A 16,523-nucleotide genomic window follows, 5' to 3' on the forward strand; every position below is an offset into this window, starting at 1 on the left:
AACCTTATAACCGTCAACCTTCTATTCTTGAACTTCATCGGCTTCCAAGAACTGCCGATGAGAGTAACGGAAGCGATCGCGAATTGAGGAATGCCAGTCGTTTAAGGTTTGCGGAAATTCGGGTGCTTGAAGACCACTACGCCACAAAATCAAAGCATCTTCGCCGGTGTCTTTGTAATAGCGCCGACGCCTACCTACTTCCTGAAACCCAAATTTCTCGTAGAGAGATTGGGCAGGTCGATTCGATGCTCTCACCTCTAGCGTTGCCCACTCTAACCGGCGCTTCCAGGCTTTTTTGAGCAAGGCATAAAGCAGTGCCTGCCCCAAGCCCTGACCCCGATAGTTGGGATGCACTCCCAAAATCGTAATGTGTGCCTCTTCTAAGATTGCCCAGAGACATCCGATGCCCACGAGCGATCGCTCTAGAGGCGGATCTCCTTCCGGACTCAATGCAGTCGGGGCGGCGTTTTCCCCCACGTACTGAGTGGATTGACCGATTACCTCTGGTTCCTTGCCGCTAAATTCTTCTATAACTAGCAAGTCACTATTGGGACTTTCTAACTCTCGCTTGTAACCGTCTAGAGTCCAGAGTTGACCAAAACACAGTTGGTCTAGTTCCACTACCGCCAAGAGCTGCTCTGCTGTCAGCGGCTGAAGTTGCAAAAAAGTCACAGTTTTCAATTGTAGACTGAAAAACAAGACGCATTCACGCCTGTTAAGCATCCAAGGACAACTATTAGATCATGTTATCGACTCAACCAGTCGGGGTTCAAAATTCTGGACGGCAATATTTACCGCTTACGCCTACAACCCGTACAGACGCAAATCATCACGTCAGTGTAGATCGCTCACCCAATCAGGAACTTTTGCCCCTGACGTCTGGGGTTAACAGCCGCGACTGCCTGGAAATTGGTGGTTGTGACGTCACGAAACTCGTGCAGCAATTTGGTTCGCCCCTTTATATTTTGGACGAAGAAACGCTGCGGACAGCTTGTCGTCAATATCGGGATGGTTTAAGCCGCTATTATGGCGGTGAATCTCAGGTACTGTATGCTTCTAAAGCCTGGAGTTGTCTAGCCGTTTGCGCGATCGCTGCGAGTGAAGGCTTGGGGATCGATGTCGTCTCTGGCGGCGAACTCTACACGGCGCTGCAAGCTGGCGTCAGTCCCGACAAAATTTATTTTCACGGCAATAACAAATCCCGTGAAGAACTGACTCTAGCGGTTGAAACCGGCTGCACGGTTGTAGTGGACAACTGGTTAGAGCTACGCACCCTCGCGGCTTTGGAATCGGGACAAGCGCCTAAGGAATCAGAGGTTAACCCCTCTAATCATCCAAAATCCAAAATCCGGATCATGCTGCGGTTCACCCCTGGCATTGAATGTCACACTCACGAATACATCCGCACCGGACACCTCGATAGCAAATTTGGCTTCGATCCTAACCAATTAGAGGAAGTCTTTGCTTTTATCAGCCAGCAGTCAACTTTAGATTGTATCGGGTTGCACGCCCATATCGGTTCCCAAATCTTTGAGCGCCAACCCCATCACGATCTCGCAGGGGTTTTGGTGGAGTGGTTTAAAAAAGCAGCCACCAATGGATTGCCCGTCAAAGAGTTAAATGTCGGGGGTGGCTTAGGAATTCGTTACACCGAATCAGACGATCCTCCCAGTATTGACGAGTGGGTAAAAACTGTCAGCGATGCCATTACCGCAGCCTGCCAATCCCAACAAATCCCCTTACCTAAATTATTGTGCGAACCAGGGCGATCGCTCATTGGGACTGCCTGCGTCACCGCCTACACCGTAGGCTCATCAAAGGTCGTTCCCGACATCCGCACCTACCTATCCGTTGATGGCGGAATGTCTGACAATCCCCGTCCCATCACCTACCAATCCCTGTATCGAGCCGTTGTTGCCAACCGGATGTCGGCACCCTTGACAGAAACTGTCACCCTTGCCGGTAAACACTGCGAATCTGGAGACATTCTGATCAAAGAAGCATCGCTACCGAAAACTGAGCCGGGAGATATTCTCGTCGTCATGGGCACAGGTGCCTACAATTACAGCATGGCTTCTAATTACAATCGCCTGTCTCGTCCAGCAGCGGTTTTAGTAGGTCGAGGAGAAGCTAATCTGATTTTGCAGAGGGAAACCTACCAGGATGTAATTCGGCAGGATCGTCTCCCTGAGCGATTAGTAGTTAGTTAGATTGGGAATTTTTTGCACCAATGCGGTCAACTAAAATCCCTGCCGCTTAGTCTCTTCTTAATCAAAGGAGGGAGGCTTTTCTCCCCTTTCGTCAAGGAGAGGGCAGGGGAATACATATACATAGCCCTCATGCTCTTTAACATGAGGGCTATGTAGGGGCGCACAGCTCACGCAAACGCTCTTACCATGTGTGTTGAACGCAATGGAAAACCGCTATATACACTATATAGTCGATTGATGCAAGATGTCAGTCATCGGAAAATCCTACGACTCACTACCTAATTCGCTAGTACCCAAGGGGGCGCTTCAGCTAAAATCGAGCTTTAAGGGAAAAAGAAAGTAAAAAATAGAAACAGTAATTAGCTATTAACTGTTTAGCTGGGACGTAACCACAGGTACACTAGATTTAGACTCTAAACTGTTAATTCAAGCCAATAGCTAACTGCTCTCCTTGCTTTTTACATTCTTGCCTTCTGCCTTTAAACTCGCCCGTATCCAGCAAACTTCAGCAAATCTGATAAGGTTCAATGAATTTGGGTCCCGGTCAAGACCCTCCCGGAACTTCGACCTTGTTGCTTCAAAGCATTGATATTGTTTTAGTTCTCATCCTCACGTATCTGGTGCTACTCTTTATCGGGGAGCGTCGCACATTGTGGATGGTACGGGGTTTGATTGTCTTAATGCTAGCCTCAGCCGTGAGTAATCGCCTGGGGCTGGTACTGTTGAGTTTTGTCCTGGAAAAGTTGGTAGTTGGCTCGGCTGTGGCGATGGCTGTCATTTTCCAGTCAGAATTTCGTCGGTTTCTGGAACAATTGGGCAGGGGAGAACTGATGCAGTTGCTGCAACCCTCCCGACGAGCGATTCCCAAGGCAGATAGTGTTATTGATGAAATTGTGGATGCGGTCAAAGAATTGTCCCAAAACCGCACGGGTGCTTTGATCGTACTGGAAACGACCGGGCCAATTGATGAGCGGGATTTTTCCGTTCAAGGCGTCAAATTAAATGCTGAGGTTTCTAAGGAAATCCTACAAACTATCTTTCAAACATCTACGCTCCTGCACGACGGCGCAATATTCATTAGTGGCTCCCGCATTGTTGCCGCTGGGGTGATTTTGCCCCTTTCTGAGCGGACGGCATCGCGACAGCTGGGGACGCGGCACCGGGCAGCAATGGGAATTACGGAGCGGGTCGAAAATTGCCTATGTATCGTTGTATCTGAAGAAACCGGCTCTATTTCTTTAGCGGAGAGGGGGGGACTGAATCGCCCCCTAACCAGCAGTAAACTGAAAGAACTCTTAGAGACGCGATTCTCCACGTCAAGCGAAGAGAGGGCCGTCGCCCCCGGTCTACGCAGTTTGGGACGTCAGATTAGCGATCGGGGAAAGGCACTGGTTTCGCGTTTGCTTCGTCTTCCACCACCGGGTTCTCGTGACAAGAAATGACTTCAAAATCAACTGTCTTACAAAATTTGCCTGCTGACCTCGATCGAGACCGCCTGCCCAAACATGTGGCAGTAATCATGGATGGAAATGGTCGATGGGCCAAACGCCAAGGGCTACCTCGAATTATGGGCCATCGGCGGGGGGTCTATGCGCTGAAGGATTTACTTCGCTGCTGTAAGGATTGGGGAATTCCAGCGCTGACTGCTTATGCGTTTTCTACGGAAAATTGGAAACGACCGCTGGAAGAGGTTGATTTTTTAATGACCTTGTTTGAGGGGGTTTTGCGGCAGGAACTTCGGGAAATGGTGCAGGAGAATGTGCGAATCAACTTTATGGGAAATTTAGCTGATTTACCGCGAAGTCTCCAGGCAGAAATTGAGCGGTCAATGGCTGAAACTCAGCACAATGCCAGCATTCAGTTTACTGTGGCAACTAATTATGGGGGACGCCAGGAAATTCTGCAAGCTTGTCGAGCGATCGCGACTCAGGTGCAGGAAGGGGTTTTACAGCCTAATGAAATTGATGAAGCTTTGTTTTCACGCCACCTCTATACTGCTAAAGTTGGCGATCCCGACCTGCTGATTCGCACCAGCGGGGAAATGCGCCTCTCGAACTTCCTGCTGTGGCAATTAGCTTATGCGGAACTCTATATCACAGAGACGCTGTGGCCTGATTTTGACCGGGCGGAGTTTCACCGGGCTTTGTGTGCCTATCAACAGCGCGATCGCCGTTTCGGCAAAGTATGAAGATTGGCAAAGTATAAGTAAATTTGTAGAGACGCGAGCTATCGCGTCTCTATTTTGACTGATTTCTGGAATTTAAGATTCAAAACTCAAAACTCAAAACTCTTTCTAAGGGCCTGCAAAGACGGCGTCTTCTACATCTTGGCGAGTCAGAGAATATTTGAAGGAGCGCAGGATATCTCGTCCGCCTTCACCCGCTTCTAGATAGCGCACGGTTAGCTCCTCCACATCTAGAGACAGCTCTGCTTTCCAAAAAGGTCTAGCAATGTGCCAACAGTGCAGCTGAGTTCGGTCTTGTTGACATCCCATCTTTTTGAGCCACTGTTCAATATCAGGTAAGGGATGGTTATAGAGGGGCGTATCAGCAGTGGGAAGAGTCATAAGTCGTTTTAAGTTGGCTAGGGGCGGATTTTCCCAAATTATCTGTCATCCGGCAAGTAGATTGAATCAACTCGCTTGTTTTGAGGGATGAGTGGGGCAAGGCGCGATCCAGATGCCACGGGTTTAGATAGATGATGAGAATGAATAGGAAGATGAGGCGACGCCTGCTGCTCGACTGGTTGCAGGGTTTCTAGCCCGGAAACCTGGAAAGCGGCTTCTCCTCGCGTTAAGCCAATGGCGATCGCTAACAATAGGCAACCCACAAAGGTTAAACCCATAATGAATAGGACAAAAATCTCTCCAGGAGAGAGGGGGCGATCGGTTGGATCTAAATAGGCTGAGGAAGAATATGCCTTTTTGGGTTGGGACGGAGAATTCAAGTTGGGCGGTGCTTGAATTACGCTAATGCGGGAATAGCCAATTTTTAGGTCATAAGCCAGTCGCCGTTGTGGATTGCTGAGAGTGGAATAGGCTTCGTTTAGCTGCTGGAACTTAGCCGTTGCTATGTTAGCAGGCAATTCTGTGGTATCAGGATGGTAGGATTTGCTTAATTCTCGATATGCCCGCCGGATTTCGATTGGCGATGCCGAAGGATGCAGCCCTAGCAAAGCGTAATGACTGGTCGCTAAGGTTGTTTGATACGGCATCCTGCGACCTTGACTATTCAGATTTTCCCTGTTTTGAGTCACCGCAGCTTCACTCTGCTTGGTTAAGAGTGGTTTTCAATTATTCTAAGCGATCGCATAAAATGCCCCTCATTGTCTCGTCGCATCGAATGCTTGCCGTTGCGGGGTATACAAGGAGATGGGGAAAGGATGCGATCGCATTTCTTCAATATCACCATATTATCTATACCCTAACTATCGGTCATAGCAAGTATTCCCATACACCCCAAATCTTGCTTGAATTGTCTACTTAACAGACAAGATGTTAAGTCATCACAGGACATCAAGCAAAATTTTTCCTAATTCTCCTAATTCTGTTGATGGCTTGTTTAGGATCATCAGAATGAATCCAACCTACAAAACTGCCATAAATTATCTTATTTTGATCGGTCAATAAATATACGATCAACTCCTACTGAGTTTTTCCAGGTTCTAACAACTGTTTTATCCCTAAACCTAAAAATAGTCTAGATTTATTAAAATCTATCTTCAAGTAGAAGCGACCGCTCTTTTTTGATAAACTACTCCACAAATTGCTGCTAACAGCAACCACCCCAAGGTATTTACCCGTAAATCAAATATGCTTACATCTACTATGTTAAATAATGTACAGGCACCAAAAGCAACTAAATAACTAAATATAATCAATCTATTTTGTGGAGATGAGGTTAATCGCGTCTTTGCCAAGAGTAAAACACCTTGAACCATCACCCAGCCAACTAAACCACAGAAGAAAATGGTTGCGGGGACGCCAGTTTCAGCCGTTAGCATTAACAGCAAACTGTGGGGATGCCCCAGCCAAACTTTCATCTGTGCCTCGTAGAGTGGCGTAAAATTCCTTAAACCCCAGCCAGTCCAGGGACGTTGCTGAGTCATCGACCAAGCAAACTGCCATTGGGTTGTTCTTAACAGCGCTACGGGTCGATCTGGATACATTTGGTCGGTGAGTCGTCCCCAAAAGTAATAGGGGACAATTGTGCGGAGCCATTCGCGCACGGGTGAAGGGCCAAAAGCTGCCCATAAGATGCTAGTAGCGATCGCCCCTACTCCTGCGATTAGCCACCGCCAACCTTGATAGAAGGCAAAGGCAAGACAGCTAAGAACGACAATCGCCCAAGCATTGCGGGAATTCGTCAAAATCAGTGCAACTGCATTTCCAATTACCGCTACACTTAGAAACCCGATTCGCCAGGTAATCGGAAGGGGAAAAATATATTTCCTTTTAGCGTTTGCTTCCTCCCTTTTTTCTAGGGTGGCGGCGCGTAAGCGGCGAGGTTGGGGCGATCGCTTTTTACTTTCTTCAATCCACAATCCCAGCGCCAGAATAAACACAATTTGCAGATAAGCTGCCAAAATATTGGCGTACATAAACACTGAAGCCATCCGCCCGATGGGATTGCCTTTGGGTTGCAATGCCCAGCCTACGAGCCCTTCCAATAGCGGTGGGCTAGCCCAACCCAAGAATATCTGTCCGAAGCCGAAAATCACCACGGGTACAGAAGGCACCACCAACATCCAGGCTAACCGTCGCAGTTGTGCTGGTGTCTGAATGAGTTCGCTATAGGCAGCAAAAAAAATGAAAAAGGGGAGGAAATTAAACAATCCCAGCAAGGCTTCTAAAGGAAAAGGGGCAAAGCTAGCTGAAATAATTACCCAGGCGCAAAAGATAGCGAATCCGCGATTGAGAGGGCGTCGGATAATCGTGGAATATTTTTTTCTCCAGGTGCCGACTAATCCGATAAATATTCCGACAGCACCCAAAATAGGAATTAAGGGAAAAAACAGAAACCCCAGTTGAGCATAGTGCCAAGATGCTTGCAAGCTGGGGTCAGAATGCCGACTTAAAAATGGGAAATTAAAAATTAAAAACGGGGATTTCTTCATTTTTAATTTTTAATTTTTAACTTTTGACTTTTAACTCCTAAGCAGGTTCCCAGCATTCGGCACGAGTTAGGCGAATTTGCGCTAAGGCAACGATGATAGGGATAATCCGACCGTAATTAGTCGCGATCGCTCTCCAGCCCAAATCGGCAAAAAACCACGCCCACATCGCGGGTCCCACCAATGCAAATACACTGCGGATGGCACCATAACGGGCGGCACTCATTGCCATCCCCCGCTTAGCGGTTTGTAGCACCATATAATTTTGGAACTGTGCAGCAGCCGCAGCACTGCCTTGGATAACCGTTTCTTTGGCAACTTGATAGCTAGCAAAATGAATCGCAAACTGACGGGCAAGTTGTTGTAGCAGCAGCGGCTGGACAATGGAACTGACGGCAAGGGCACTACCGCCCTTAACCAATAAAGCCATTGGGTCGTGCTGCAACTGCACTGGGAGGGGTTCAGAGAGTTGAGACTTCGCGAGCGATCGCTGTACTCTGGCAGTTAACGCTTTCTGTTCGTGTCGTGGCATTTGTTTCCACGCCCGACCCATCAGATTGAGAAATACTTCTGCTTCTAAATCAGTCGTTGAAAGTTTTGCAGAATAGGGAATTTTCAGATATCGACAAACTTGGATCAAAATTTGTCGATAAGTGACTTCACCCGTGCGTCCTCGCAAAACTGTCACTCCATCCGCCGCTAAAAAGCGAAATCTCTGCTCGATCGCATCCAACCAATCTTCGTGATCTTGGCTTTGAATGTCGATCGGGTCAGGTGTCTGAACGTAATCTAAGGGGTTAAATTTGCGGCGAAATAGAATATCTGTCAGTTGCTGTAACTCTTCTTCTGTGGCTAATTCCAGCGCGGCTCTCAGCTCGTCCAACTTCAATTCCTCCCAGACCCCAGATTCGGTGCTGTCCCTTATTCTACTTCTATATACTTGAAGACTGAGGGTTATCCGTAGTGTTTGATGTCGCCGTAATTGGTGCGGGTATCGCGGGACTGACCGTTGCTCAACAGTTGCACCAAGCTGGATATAAAGTGGTCGTCGTTGACAAATCTCGTGGCGTTGGGGGAAGGGTGGCAACGCGCCGATTGCAGGGCACTTGTGCCGATCATGGCTTGCGTTATTTAGAACCCCAAGGGCAGTTAACTGAGAAGTTTATTGATGTTTTGCGGGTGAAGCAAAGCGATTTTGAAGGAAAGCCGGGGATTGTTCAAGCCTGGACGAATCCTGTTTGCCGGGAACCAGCAAAGCCGAATTTATCCTCGATCCGTCCCCGTTATGTGGCACCAATGGGGATGAATGCGATCGCTAAATTCCTCGCCACAGGTTTAGAAATGCGTCTGAATCAACGGGTTCAAGAAATTACCCCAACTGATGAGAAAACTTGGCATTTCACTTTTGAGCCGAAAGCCGACCCATTAATTGCTAAAGCTGTTGTCGTGGCAATTCCAGCGCCTCAAGCTTTGATGCTACTGGAACCCTTAGCCAAAACCATACCAACTCAATTTCTAGATAGTTTACGCGCTGTGGAGTTTGACCCCTGTCTCAGTGTAATGGCGGGTTATCCAGCTTCTCGACAGCAAGATTTAAGTAATGCAGAGACGGTAAATTTCCCGTTACACCTAGATGTTACACAGGACTCTGACTTAGCGTGGATTGGTTTAGACAGCAGCAAACGCCCCAATCCCCAGATACCAGTCTTTGTTTTGCACAGCACTGCTGAATTTGCCAAACATTACCTAGACGCCGAAGATTTAAACCCAGTTGCACGCCAGATGTTATCCCGTGCTGCACAGTTACTTGTTCCGTGGCTAGATTCTCCCGAATGGTTTCAAATCCATCGCTGGCGCTATGCTTTTCCCAGTCGTCCTTTGCATCAAGATTGCCTGAATGCTGGGACACCGTTGCCCCTAATTTGTTGTGGCGATTGGTGCGGGGGAAGCTTGGTAGAAGGGGCGATGAATTCTGGATTAGCCGCCGCCGTCAAGATTAATCAACAGATGGAAATGCGAAGCTTGCCGGGGGAAAGTTTTTTAGAAACCCTCCAGCAAATATCTGGTAGGAGCGATCGCTAAGGAGTTAATTTAAACCGATGGAAGATTTTATCCAAGTAGTTGATTACGATAGCAATTGGCCTATCCAATTTGAGCAGGAAAAACTCCAGATTCTCCACGCCCTCGGTAATGCCGTCTTGGACATCCACCATATTGGCAGTACCTCAGTGCCAGGATTAGCAGCTAAACCAATTATTGATATTCTCGTAGGCTTAGAGGAGTTACCACCTAGCGTCACTCAGATTACATCTCTCGAAACACTCGGCTATCTCTACCAAGGTGAGTTGGGTGTTCCAGGACGGCACTTTTTTCGTAAAGGGATGCCCCGCACTCACCATCTCCATCTGGTGAAACGAGGGAATCAGGTTTGGGAAAACCAGCTAATCTTCCGCGATTTTCTCAGGGCGCACCCAGAGAAGGCGAAGCAATATGATGCTTTGAAGCGCGAGTTAGCGGTACAATTCCGGCTAGATCGAGAGGGCTACGTCCAGGCAAAGGCTCCTTTGATTGAGCAGCTACTCTCAAATGCTAGGGCATGGCGGCAAATTATCTAAGATAAGCAGCGATCGCTACCCGGAGAAAGTTTTTTAGCAGCGATTTCTTAGCATTGCCCGATTTAACGTTACATAGCCAAATACAACTCTGTTGCGGCAAAAGAGCAAATTGCCCAAAGTTGCGATCGCTGCTTGTCTGCCATTAGCTGCTAGTGATTTTCAAGGCGAGAGCGTTCATCAAACACCAGTATTTACAAACCGTTTCATAACATTTGGGGGATGGAAATTGCCATCAACCCTAGACCCTGTATGAATAAATTTGATTCTTGGCAGCCTTAGATGGTGTGACCTCTGTCTCCCCCAATGTAAAGAAAACTTTACATTCTGTAATGTTTTGTTATATGTTTTAAGACAGGAGACAAAGATTCGTAACCCAGAAATTTCTGGATTAATAGTTTTAACGAATCTAAATAATGCATCCATGACTTCATCCACGACTTATACGATTGAGTCCGCACAGGGCATTTTCCCTGGAACTCAGATTGCTAATGCGGTTCCAGCTACCACGGAAGCTTTCGATAAGCTCAGCGTTGACGATCAACTGGCATTACTCTGGTTTGCCTACACCGAAATGGGTGTTTCAATTACTCGCGCCGCCACAGGAGCCGCCCGCATGATACTAGCGGAAGGTTTACTAGCCCAAATTAAGCAGATGCCAGCTGCCGCCCAAACGAAAGTGATGGAGGATCTTGCTAACCGTGCTGACACTCCCATCAGCCGTTCCTATTCTTCTTTCAGCGTCAATACCAAGTTGGGTTTTTGGTATGAGTTAGGAGAGTTGATGGCACAGGGTATTGTCGCTCCCATCCCAACGGGATATCAAATGACCCCGGAAGCCGCAGCAGTGCTGGAAACCATCAAGAAACTCGATCCGGGTCAGCAAATCACAGTTTTGCGGAATACCGTCATCAACATGGGATTTGATCCGGCTCTCAACGATTACGCAAAACCCGAAGATCCCTATATAGCACCCACCGCCCTAGCTTCCCGTCCGAAGATCAGTATTGATGGCATCAGTGAGCCTACAGTGCTGAACTATATTCAAAACATGAACGCATTTGACTTTGAGGCGGCTGTGTCTCTATTTGCGGAAAAGGGAGCATTGCAACCGCCCTTCCAGAAGCCAATTGTCGGTCGTGCAGCGATTTCTGCATATATGCGCGAAGAATGTCAGGGACTCAAGATGATGCCACAGAAAGGCGTCTCTGAGCGCATAGAAGATGGCTATACCCAGCATAAAGTCACAGGGAAAGTAGAAACTCCTTGGTTCGGTGCCAGCGTTGGCATGAACATTGCGTGGCGGTTCTTACTAGATCCTCAAGGCAAAATTTTCTTCGTGGCGGTTGACTTATTGGCGTCCCCGAAAGAACTCCTAAACCTAACTCGTCAGTAGGACGTTAGGTACAGTTGCTGAGATAAGATAAGGCACAAATAATCGCCTTAGCAACAAGAAATGTAGGGTGCTGATCCTAGCACCCTACATTTTTGCTTGAGTCTGCAAGACATCAATTTTTCACCAAACCACTCATAACGCCCAAATAATTCTCAAAAAGTATTGTAAAAGTTTTACGGCTCTTCCAGTAGTTGCGAAACTAATTTTATGGCTTCTGCGGGGGTAGAGATTTTACCTTCAGCGCGTGCGATTCCAATCGCGGTGAGAAATTTACCAACTTGTGGCCCAGATGGGAGATTGAAAGTTTGGATCAAATCCTTGCCGCTGACAAGGGGCGCGGGATGAGCAACTGGGTCGTCAGGAGTAAGATAGCGGTTGATGAGGGGTGTCAATTCTGCGACAGATATCCCAGTGGCTACAGCCAGAACGACGATGGCGGGAAAAACCTGTCCTGCCTCCCGAAAGAATAAATACTGCTCTCCTAAAGACATCTGAGATGGTTGCAGCTGCGGCAATAATTTGAGTGCAGTGGTAATGGCGCGAATTTCAGCGCGGCTGTATTTTAAATTCAATAATTGAGTTTCAGCAGCTTCCGGCACGGGTGATAACAATATCGCCAGCTTCGCAATGCCCAACCAAGAAGTTTTTAAGGTATCGCCTACCAAGCTAGATAAAAAGATTGCTAACTCATGCCATGTTTCTCCCAGCAATACCGCTGAACGTTCAACTGCTGGCAAGATTGTAGAGACATTTTCGGAACCTCTCCCCCAAACCCCCTCCCCGTCAACGGGGAGGGGGCTAAGAGGTGGAGTTATTAACCTCGCGATTGTTCCCTCCGTTTGCAGGGGAAGGTTCGGGAACGGTTGGGGGCTTGAGGCACTGGGAAACCAAGTTTGAAGTAAACCATCCTCAACGGCAGTAATTATCCAAGGAGTGCCTTCAGAAGTGTTAAGGAGATAGGCAAACTCTGCTTGCACTCGTTCTGCCGATACTTGCCCCAGTAAAGGTGCAAGTTGTCGAATTGCTGCTTGGGTATCCGTCTCAAGGGTAAAACTGAGTTGGGCGGCTTGGCGGTACGCTCTTAATAGCCGTAAAGGGTCATCTTGCAGATTTTTGGGGGAAACCATCCGAATGATGCCCTGTTGCAAATCTGCATAGCCATTCAGGGGGTCGATGAGTTCGCCAGTGTAGGGATTGTATGCGATCGCATTCATTGTATAGTCGCGCCGCTGCAAATCGATTTCTAAATTTGACCCTTCGGCTTGTGCAATATCAACGGTTGCTTGCTCAAATACGACTCTGGCAATCTGTCTCTGGGCATCTAACAACACAAACCCCGCTTTGTAGCGACTGGCAATCTTCCGCGCTGTTTTTACCGCATCCGCCAGTAAGACAAAATCTAGATCCCGGTACTCGCGGCGGCGTCCCAGCAAAGCATCTCGCACAGCACCCCCCACCATATAAGCGGGTTCCGGGAGCAATTCCAGGCTAAAAGGCCAAGTTTTTGGCGATAGGGTAGAGGTGTCTGTGTTTAAGTGCATCTGTATACTTACCCCATTTAGATAATTTTCCGAGTCCACGCACAGGAACAAGCGTTTGTGTGTCTGTGAATTTATTCGCCTCAAAGACACATTGCAATAAAAATCAACCCAATAGGTAATTAATAGACGTGTTGACTGAGCTAGATTAACAGAAAAGCCTCTGGAGGCTGTCCTATGTGTATTTGTGTTAACTGCCAATACGTAGACCGCTGCACCACCTATCATGCGGTAGAAATGCAGCATCAGGTGCCTCATCTAACTGAAGACCCCGATTTTGAAGCCACTGAACCCACCATCAATGTCAATATCCGCACCGAGGGGGAAATGATTGAGATGGAATGGGATGTTGTGGGTTGTCTCAGCTTTAAGCGGGAAACCGGCAAATGGGCGCGGTTGCGTCCCGGCGAGTTAGTGCCAACCTGAAAATATCTAAGTCAGATTGCGCTAAGCTACGCTGTTTTACAAACTTTAACGCGACGGCTACTGAGGCAAGCAGTAGCCGTTTTGTTGCATTTAGGCAATTCAGGCGACTGCATAGAGTCGAACTTACTCAGAAAAATCGTTGACTTGTCAATAATTGCTCAGATACAGACGACCCGCGTAACAATTGGCTAAGAAGCTGAGCTGTTTTAGAGTTATTGCAGTAATTAATAAACTAATGCTTTTTTATCTTCTTGCAGCAATGATCCCTTAGCAAGTAGGCAAAAATGAAGAGAACTGGTGAGAAACGGGTAGAGATGGTAGTAGGGATTAGATAAGCGATCGCTCTAAACCACATTTCTTAATAATTAGCATATTAATCTGAATTAATTTATGAAATATTAGCCATGATAATTAGGAATCTTTAATAGTTCTTATGCCTTTTTAGTTTTGCGAAGATACATATCATCTTACCTATCTCCCCACCCTCACTCACCACTACACTCAAAAAAGGGGAGGTAATAAGAAGTCCAGTTTGTGAGTAAAGCGACTGGCTCTAACAGAATTTATCTGGCTCAACATCAATCAAGAAAAACAAGCCGTAGTTATGAATTTAAGTCCTTATCTCCCAAAAATAACACCGTTTTACGCCCGAACCAAAGCCGCTTTTGGACTAAGTATTTTAATCGCCGCCGGATATTTAGGTAATTATTTCCGTTGGTCATTATTTTTCGATATAGATTTCCTATTTGGCAGCATTGCCGTTTGGATTATAGTATTTTTGTACGGTACAGGTTGGGGTACTTTTGCAGGCTTCATTTCTGGCATTTGTACCTATTTTATTTGGCATCATCCCTACACGGTAATTACCTTTACCGCTGAAGCATTCTTTGTTAGTTTATTGTTTCATCGTCTACGTCAGAATATCGTGCTGCTAGACGGAATTTTCTGGCTGTTCATCGGGATGCCTCTCATTTGGCTATTTTATGCCATTATCTTGCACGTAGATACTACACAAGCGTTGATTATCTTGTTAAAGCAGCCTGTAAACGGGATTTTCAATGCTTTAATTGCTAGCTTGATACTGACTCATTTACCGATTCATAAATGGCTAGGTCGTCCTCAAGCAGTTAGCACGCTTTCTTTGCAACAAACTGTTTTTAATTTGTTAGTAGCTTTTGTCTTCTTTCCTACTCTAATTCTTATGGTTTTAGACAGCCGCCGCGTAATTGATAACATCAAGACAACAGCTAATGCAGAACTCAAGGCGGCTTCTATAGATTTAGTTGTTGAAATGCGTTCTTGGCATCAGCAACATCTAAAGGCAGTTCAAGAATTTGCTCAGATTGCTGCTGATGAGCCTACCAAATTGGATGCATTGCAGTCAAGTATAGAATTTGCTAGACGGACATTTCCAGATTTCCATGAGATTTATGTAGTCAATGCCGAAGGTAAAGCAATTACATCTTCACCACGACAGAATGAAGCGGGAGAGTCCACTATTGGATTGAATCTTGCTGTTAAACCCTACTTTAAGGAAATAAATAATACTCTGCAACCTACTCTATCGGATGTAGTGAACGGACAAAAGGTAATTCTCAGCGTACCCGTGCTAAGAGATAATCGCTTCCGTGGTTTAGTCATTGCAGAACTCGATTTGAACGGTATTGACGAACTCCTAAAATCAAATGTTGACGAGCGGGGACTGCAAATTACTCTCGTCGATCGCAGAAAATCTGTAATTGCTAGTACTCTGTCTGAGCGAGTAGCAATGCAAACATTTGATCGTCGTAAGGATGGCGAAATTCGTCCAATTGCGCCGATGACTTATCAGTGGCTACCGATAAGTGGCAGTCGGCTTGTCATGGTGCGTTGGAACAATTCGTTCTTTGTGCAAGAGACTCCGATTGATAGCCAACTTCCTTGGACTCTCATTGCAGAATTGTCTGCGACACCAGACGTCCGCCATATAGAGCGCGTTCATACCAATAGTTTAGCGATTTTGATGCTAATTTCAGCGATCGCGCTCATCTTTGCAACCCTTCTAAGCCGCAGCTTAGTTAGCCCCCTCTCAAAACTAGCGCAAGTAACGACAAATCTGCCTCATAAACTTTCAGAGCAAGAATTGATCGATTGGCCTAATAGTTCGGTGACAGAACTGGACGCTCTAGTTCGCAACTTCAAGTCAATGGCTGCGACCCTTAATCAAAAGTTTTGGGAAATCAAAAGCACCAATGAAATGCTCGAAGAACGGGTGCAAGAACGTACTCAAAAATTATTAATCATTAATACAGAGCTTGAAGCTGAAATTGCCGAACGACAGCGAACAGAGGAAAAATTAAAAGCTTATACCTTCAAATTGGAACAAAGCAACCGGGAATTGCAAGACTTTGCCTTCGTCGCTTCCCACGACTTGCAGGAACCATTGCGGAAAATTCAAGCCTTTGGCGATCGCCTCAAACTCAAATACGGAGAATCCCTAACTAATGAGGGGAAGGACTACCTGGAGCGGATGCAAAAAGCGGCGCAACGGATGCAAACTCTTATTAATGACCTCCTAGCCTTCTCGCGGGTGACAAGCAAAGCTCAGCCTTTTACTCGTGTCAATATCACCAACGTGCTACAAGAGGTCTTGTCTGATTTGGAGGTGCATATCCAGAAGGTAGGCGCACAAGTAGAAATTGGCGAACTGCTAACGATTGATGCTGATCCGTCGCAGATGCGGCAATTATTACAGAATTTGATTAGCAATGCGCTGAAGTTTCGGCGTCAGGAAGAAGCACCCGTCGTCAAGATTTGGAGTCAATTACTAGAGAAGGACGAGCAGCTTTGGACACAAGACTTATCAGCTCGTCCCATGTGTCAAATTATGGTCGAAGATAATGGCATTGGTTTTGACGAAAAGTATCTGGATCGGATCTTCACAGTTTTCCAACGCCTACACGGTCGTAACGAGTATGAAGGAACGGGAGTTGGTTTAGCGATCTGCCGTAAAATAGTCGAGCGTCATGGTGGTACTATCACAGCAAAAAGCATATTAGGGGAGGGGGCGACATTCATTGTCACGCTACCTGTTAAGCAATCTAGGTGATAGATTTTGGAATTTTAAATTTTAGATTTTTGCTGATCAATCTCAGAAAGCAAGCCTTTTTTCGCGACTGCAAATTATGCGAAAGTACTGGAATTTGGTGTGAGTAAAACGCTGTGAATAAAGCTGGAAAATTAATTACCA

General features: G+C 46.7%; 15 protein-coding genes. 9 read left to right on the plus strand and 6 right to left on the minus strand.

Features of this window, described 5'->3' with window-relative positions:
* Nucleotides 1-21: 21 nt before the first annotated feature.
* Nucleotides 22-672: a ribosomal protein S18-alanine N-acetyltransferase gene (rimI, locus tag NDI33_RS13240; RefSeq protein ID WP_347275905.1), complete on the minus strand. Its 651-nt coding sequence runs from the start codon at nt 670-672 to the stop codon at nt 22-24.
* A gap of 71 nt (nt 673-743) precedes the next feature.
* Here rimI and lysA point away from each other — a divergent pair, with 71 nt between their 5' ends.
* The 3 genes from lysA (at nt 744) to NDI33_RS13255 (ending at nt 4,398) form a co-directional block, all read left to right on the plus strand.
* Entirely contained in the window at nt 744-2,210 is a 1,467-nt protein-coding gene (gene lysA, locus NDI33_RS13245) for a diaminopimelate decarboxylase (RefSeq protein ID WP_190438827.1), read from the plus strand.
* 527 nt (nt 2,211-2,737) lie between these two features.
* Nucleotides 2,738-3,652 (plus strand): diadenylate cyclase CdaA, encoded by a 915-nt coding sequence (gene cdaA, locus NDI33_RS13250; protein WP_190412044.1) that lies wholly within the window; start codon nt 2,738-2,740, stop codon nt 3,650-3,652.
* Nucleotides 3,649-4,398: an isoprenyl transferase gene (locus tag NDI33_RS13255; protein ID WP_190675953.1), complete on the plus strand. Its 750-nt coding sequence runs from the start codon at nt 3,649-3,651 to the stop codon at nt 4,396-4,398. Before cdaA ends, NDI33_RS13255 begins: the two co-directional genes overlap by 4 nt.
* A gap of 105 nt (nt 4,399-4,503) precedes the next feature.
* Here the strand turns inward: NDI33_RS13255 and NDI33_RS13260 are convergent, their stop codons facing one another.
* Nucleotides 4,504-4,776: a DUF3143 domain-containing protein gene (locus NDI33_RS13260; RefSeq protein ID WP_190412046.1), complete on the minus strand. Its 273-nt coding sequence runs from the start codon at nt 4,774-4,776 to the stop codon at nt 4,504-4,506.
* 38 nt (nt 4,777-4,814) lie between these two features.
* Complete coding sequence (locus NDI33_RS13265; protein ID WP_190675955.1) at nt 4,815-5,423, minus strand: J domain-containing protein; 609 nt, start codon at nt 5,421-5,423, stop codon at nt 4,815-4,817.
* Nucleotides 5,424-5,524: 101 nt separating this feature from the next.
* On the opposite strand from NDI33_RS13265, the gene NDI33_RS13270 reads away from it, so the two are divergent.
* The gene (locus NDI33_RS13270; protein WP_348245646.1) at nt 5,525-5,695 is read left to right on the plus strand and encodes a hypothetical protein; all 171 of its coding nucleotides are present in this window, start codon (nt 5,525-5,527) and stop codon (nt 5,693-5,695) included.
* A gap of 235 nt (nt 5,696-5,930) precedes the next feature.
* On the opposite strand, the gene NDI33_RS13275 is transcribed toward NDI33_RS13270, so the two are convergent.
* Entirely contained in the window at nt 5,931-7,325 is a 1,395-nt protein-coding gene (locus tag NDI33_RS13275) for an O-antigen ligase family protein (RefSeq protein WP_190675959.1), read from the minus strand.
* A 37-nt stretch (nt 7,326-7,362) separates the two neighbouring features.
* Nucleotides 7,363-8,205 (minus strand): YaaW family protein, encoded by an 843-nt coding sequence (locus NDI33_RS13280; protein ID WP_190424968.1) that lies wholly within the window; start codon nt 8,203-8,205, stop codon nt 7,363-7,365.
* 80 nt (nt 8,206-8,285) lie between these two features.
* Between NDI33_RS13280 and NDI33_RS13285 the strand changes: the two genes are divergently transcribed.
* The 3 genes from NDI33_RS13285 to NDI33_RS13295 all read left to right on the plus strand — a co-directional run bounded on the left by NDI33_RS13285 (nt 8,286) and on the right by NDI33_RS13295 (nt 11,330).
* Entirely contained in the window at nt 8,286-9,404 is a 1,119-nt protein-coding gene (locus tag NDI33_RS13285; protein ID WP_190675961.1) for an FAD-dependent oxidoreductase, read from the plus strand.
* A 17-nt stretch (nt 9,405-9,421) separates the two neighbouring features.
* Nucleotides 9,422-9,937, plus strand: coding sequence for a GrpB family protein (locus NDI33_RS13290; protein WP_190438809.1), 516 nt, complete (start codon nt 9,422-9,424; stop codon nt 9,935-9,937).
* Nucleotides 9,938-10,358: 421 nt separating this feature from the next.
* On the plus strand, nt 10,359-11,330 hold the full coding sequence (locus NDI33_RS13295; RefSeq protein ID WP_190438806.1) for an orange carotenoid protein N-terminal domain-containing protein: 972 nt from the start codon (nt 10,359-10,361) through the stop codon (nt 11,328-11,330).
* A gap of 173 nt (nt 11,331-11,503) precedes the next feature.
* Here NDI33_RS13295 and NDI33_RS13300 read toward each other — a convergent pair whose 3' ends face one another.
* Entirely contained in the window at nt 11,504-12,871 is a 1,368-nt protein-coding gene (locus NDI33_RS13300; RefSeq protein WP_199302447.1) for a CCA tRNA nucleotidyltransferase, read from the minus strand.
* Between the two features lie 174 nt (nt 12,872-13,045).
* On the opposite strand from NDI33_RS13300, the gene NDI33_RS13305 reads away from it, so the two are divergent.
* Together NDI33_RS13305 and NDI33_RS13310 are read left to right on the plus strand one after the other, a co-directional pair.
* Nucleotides 13,046-13,294: a Ycf34 family protein gene (locus NDI33_RS13305; protein ID WP_190438801.1), complete on the plus strand. Its 249-nt coding sequence runs from the start codon at nt 13,046-13,048 to the stop codon at nt 13,292-13,294.
* A 604-nt stretch (nt 13,295-13,898) separates the two neighbouring features.
* Nucleotides 13,899-16,382, plus strand: a complete 2,484-nt coding sequence (locus NDI33_RS13310; RefSeq protein ID WP_242033142.1) for an ATP-binding protein — start codon at nt 13,899-13,901, stop codon at nt 16,380-16,382.
* Nucleotides 16,383-16,523: the final 141 nt, after the last annotated feature.

The organism is Trichocoleus sp. DQ-A1, from assembly GCF_039961955.1.
Lineage (GTDB): Bacteria > Cyanobacteriota > Cyanobacteriia > Cyanobacteriales > FACHB-T130 > FACHB-T130.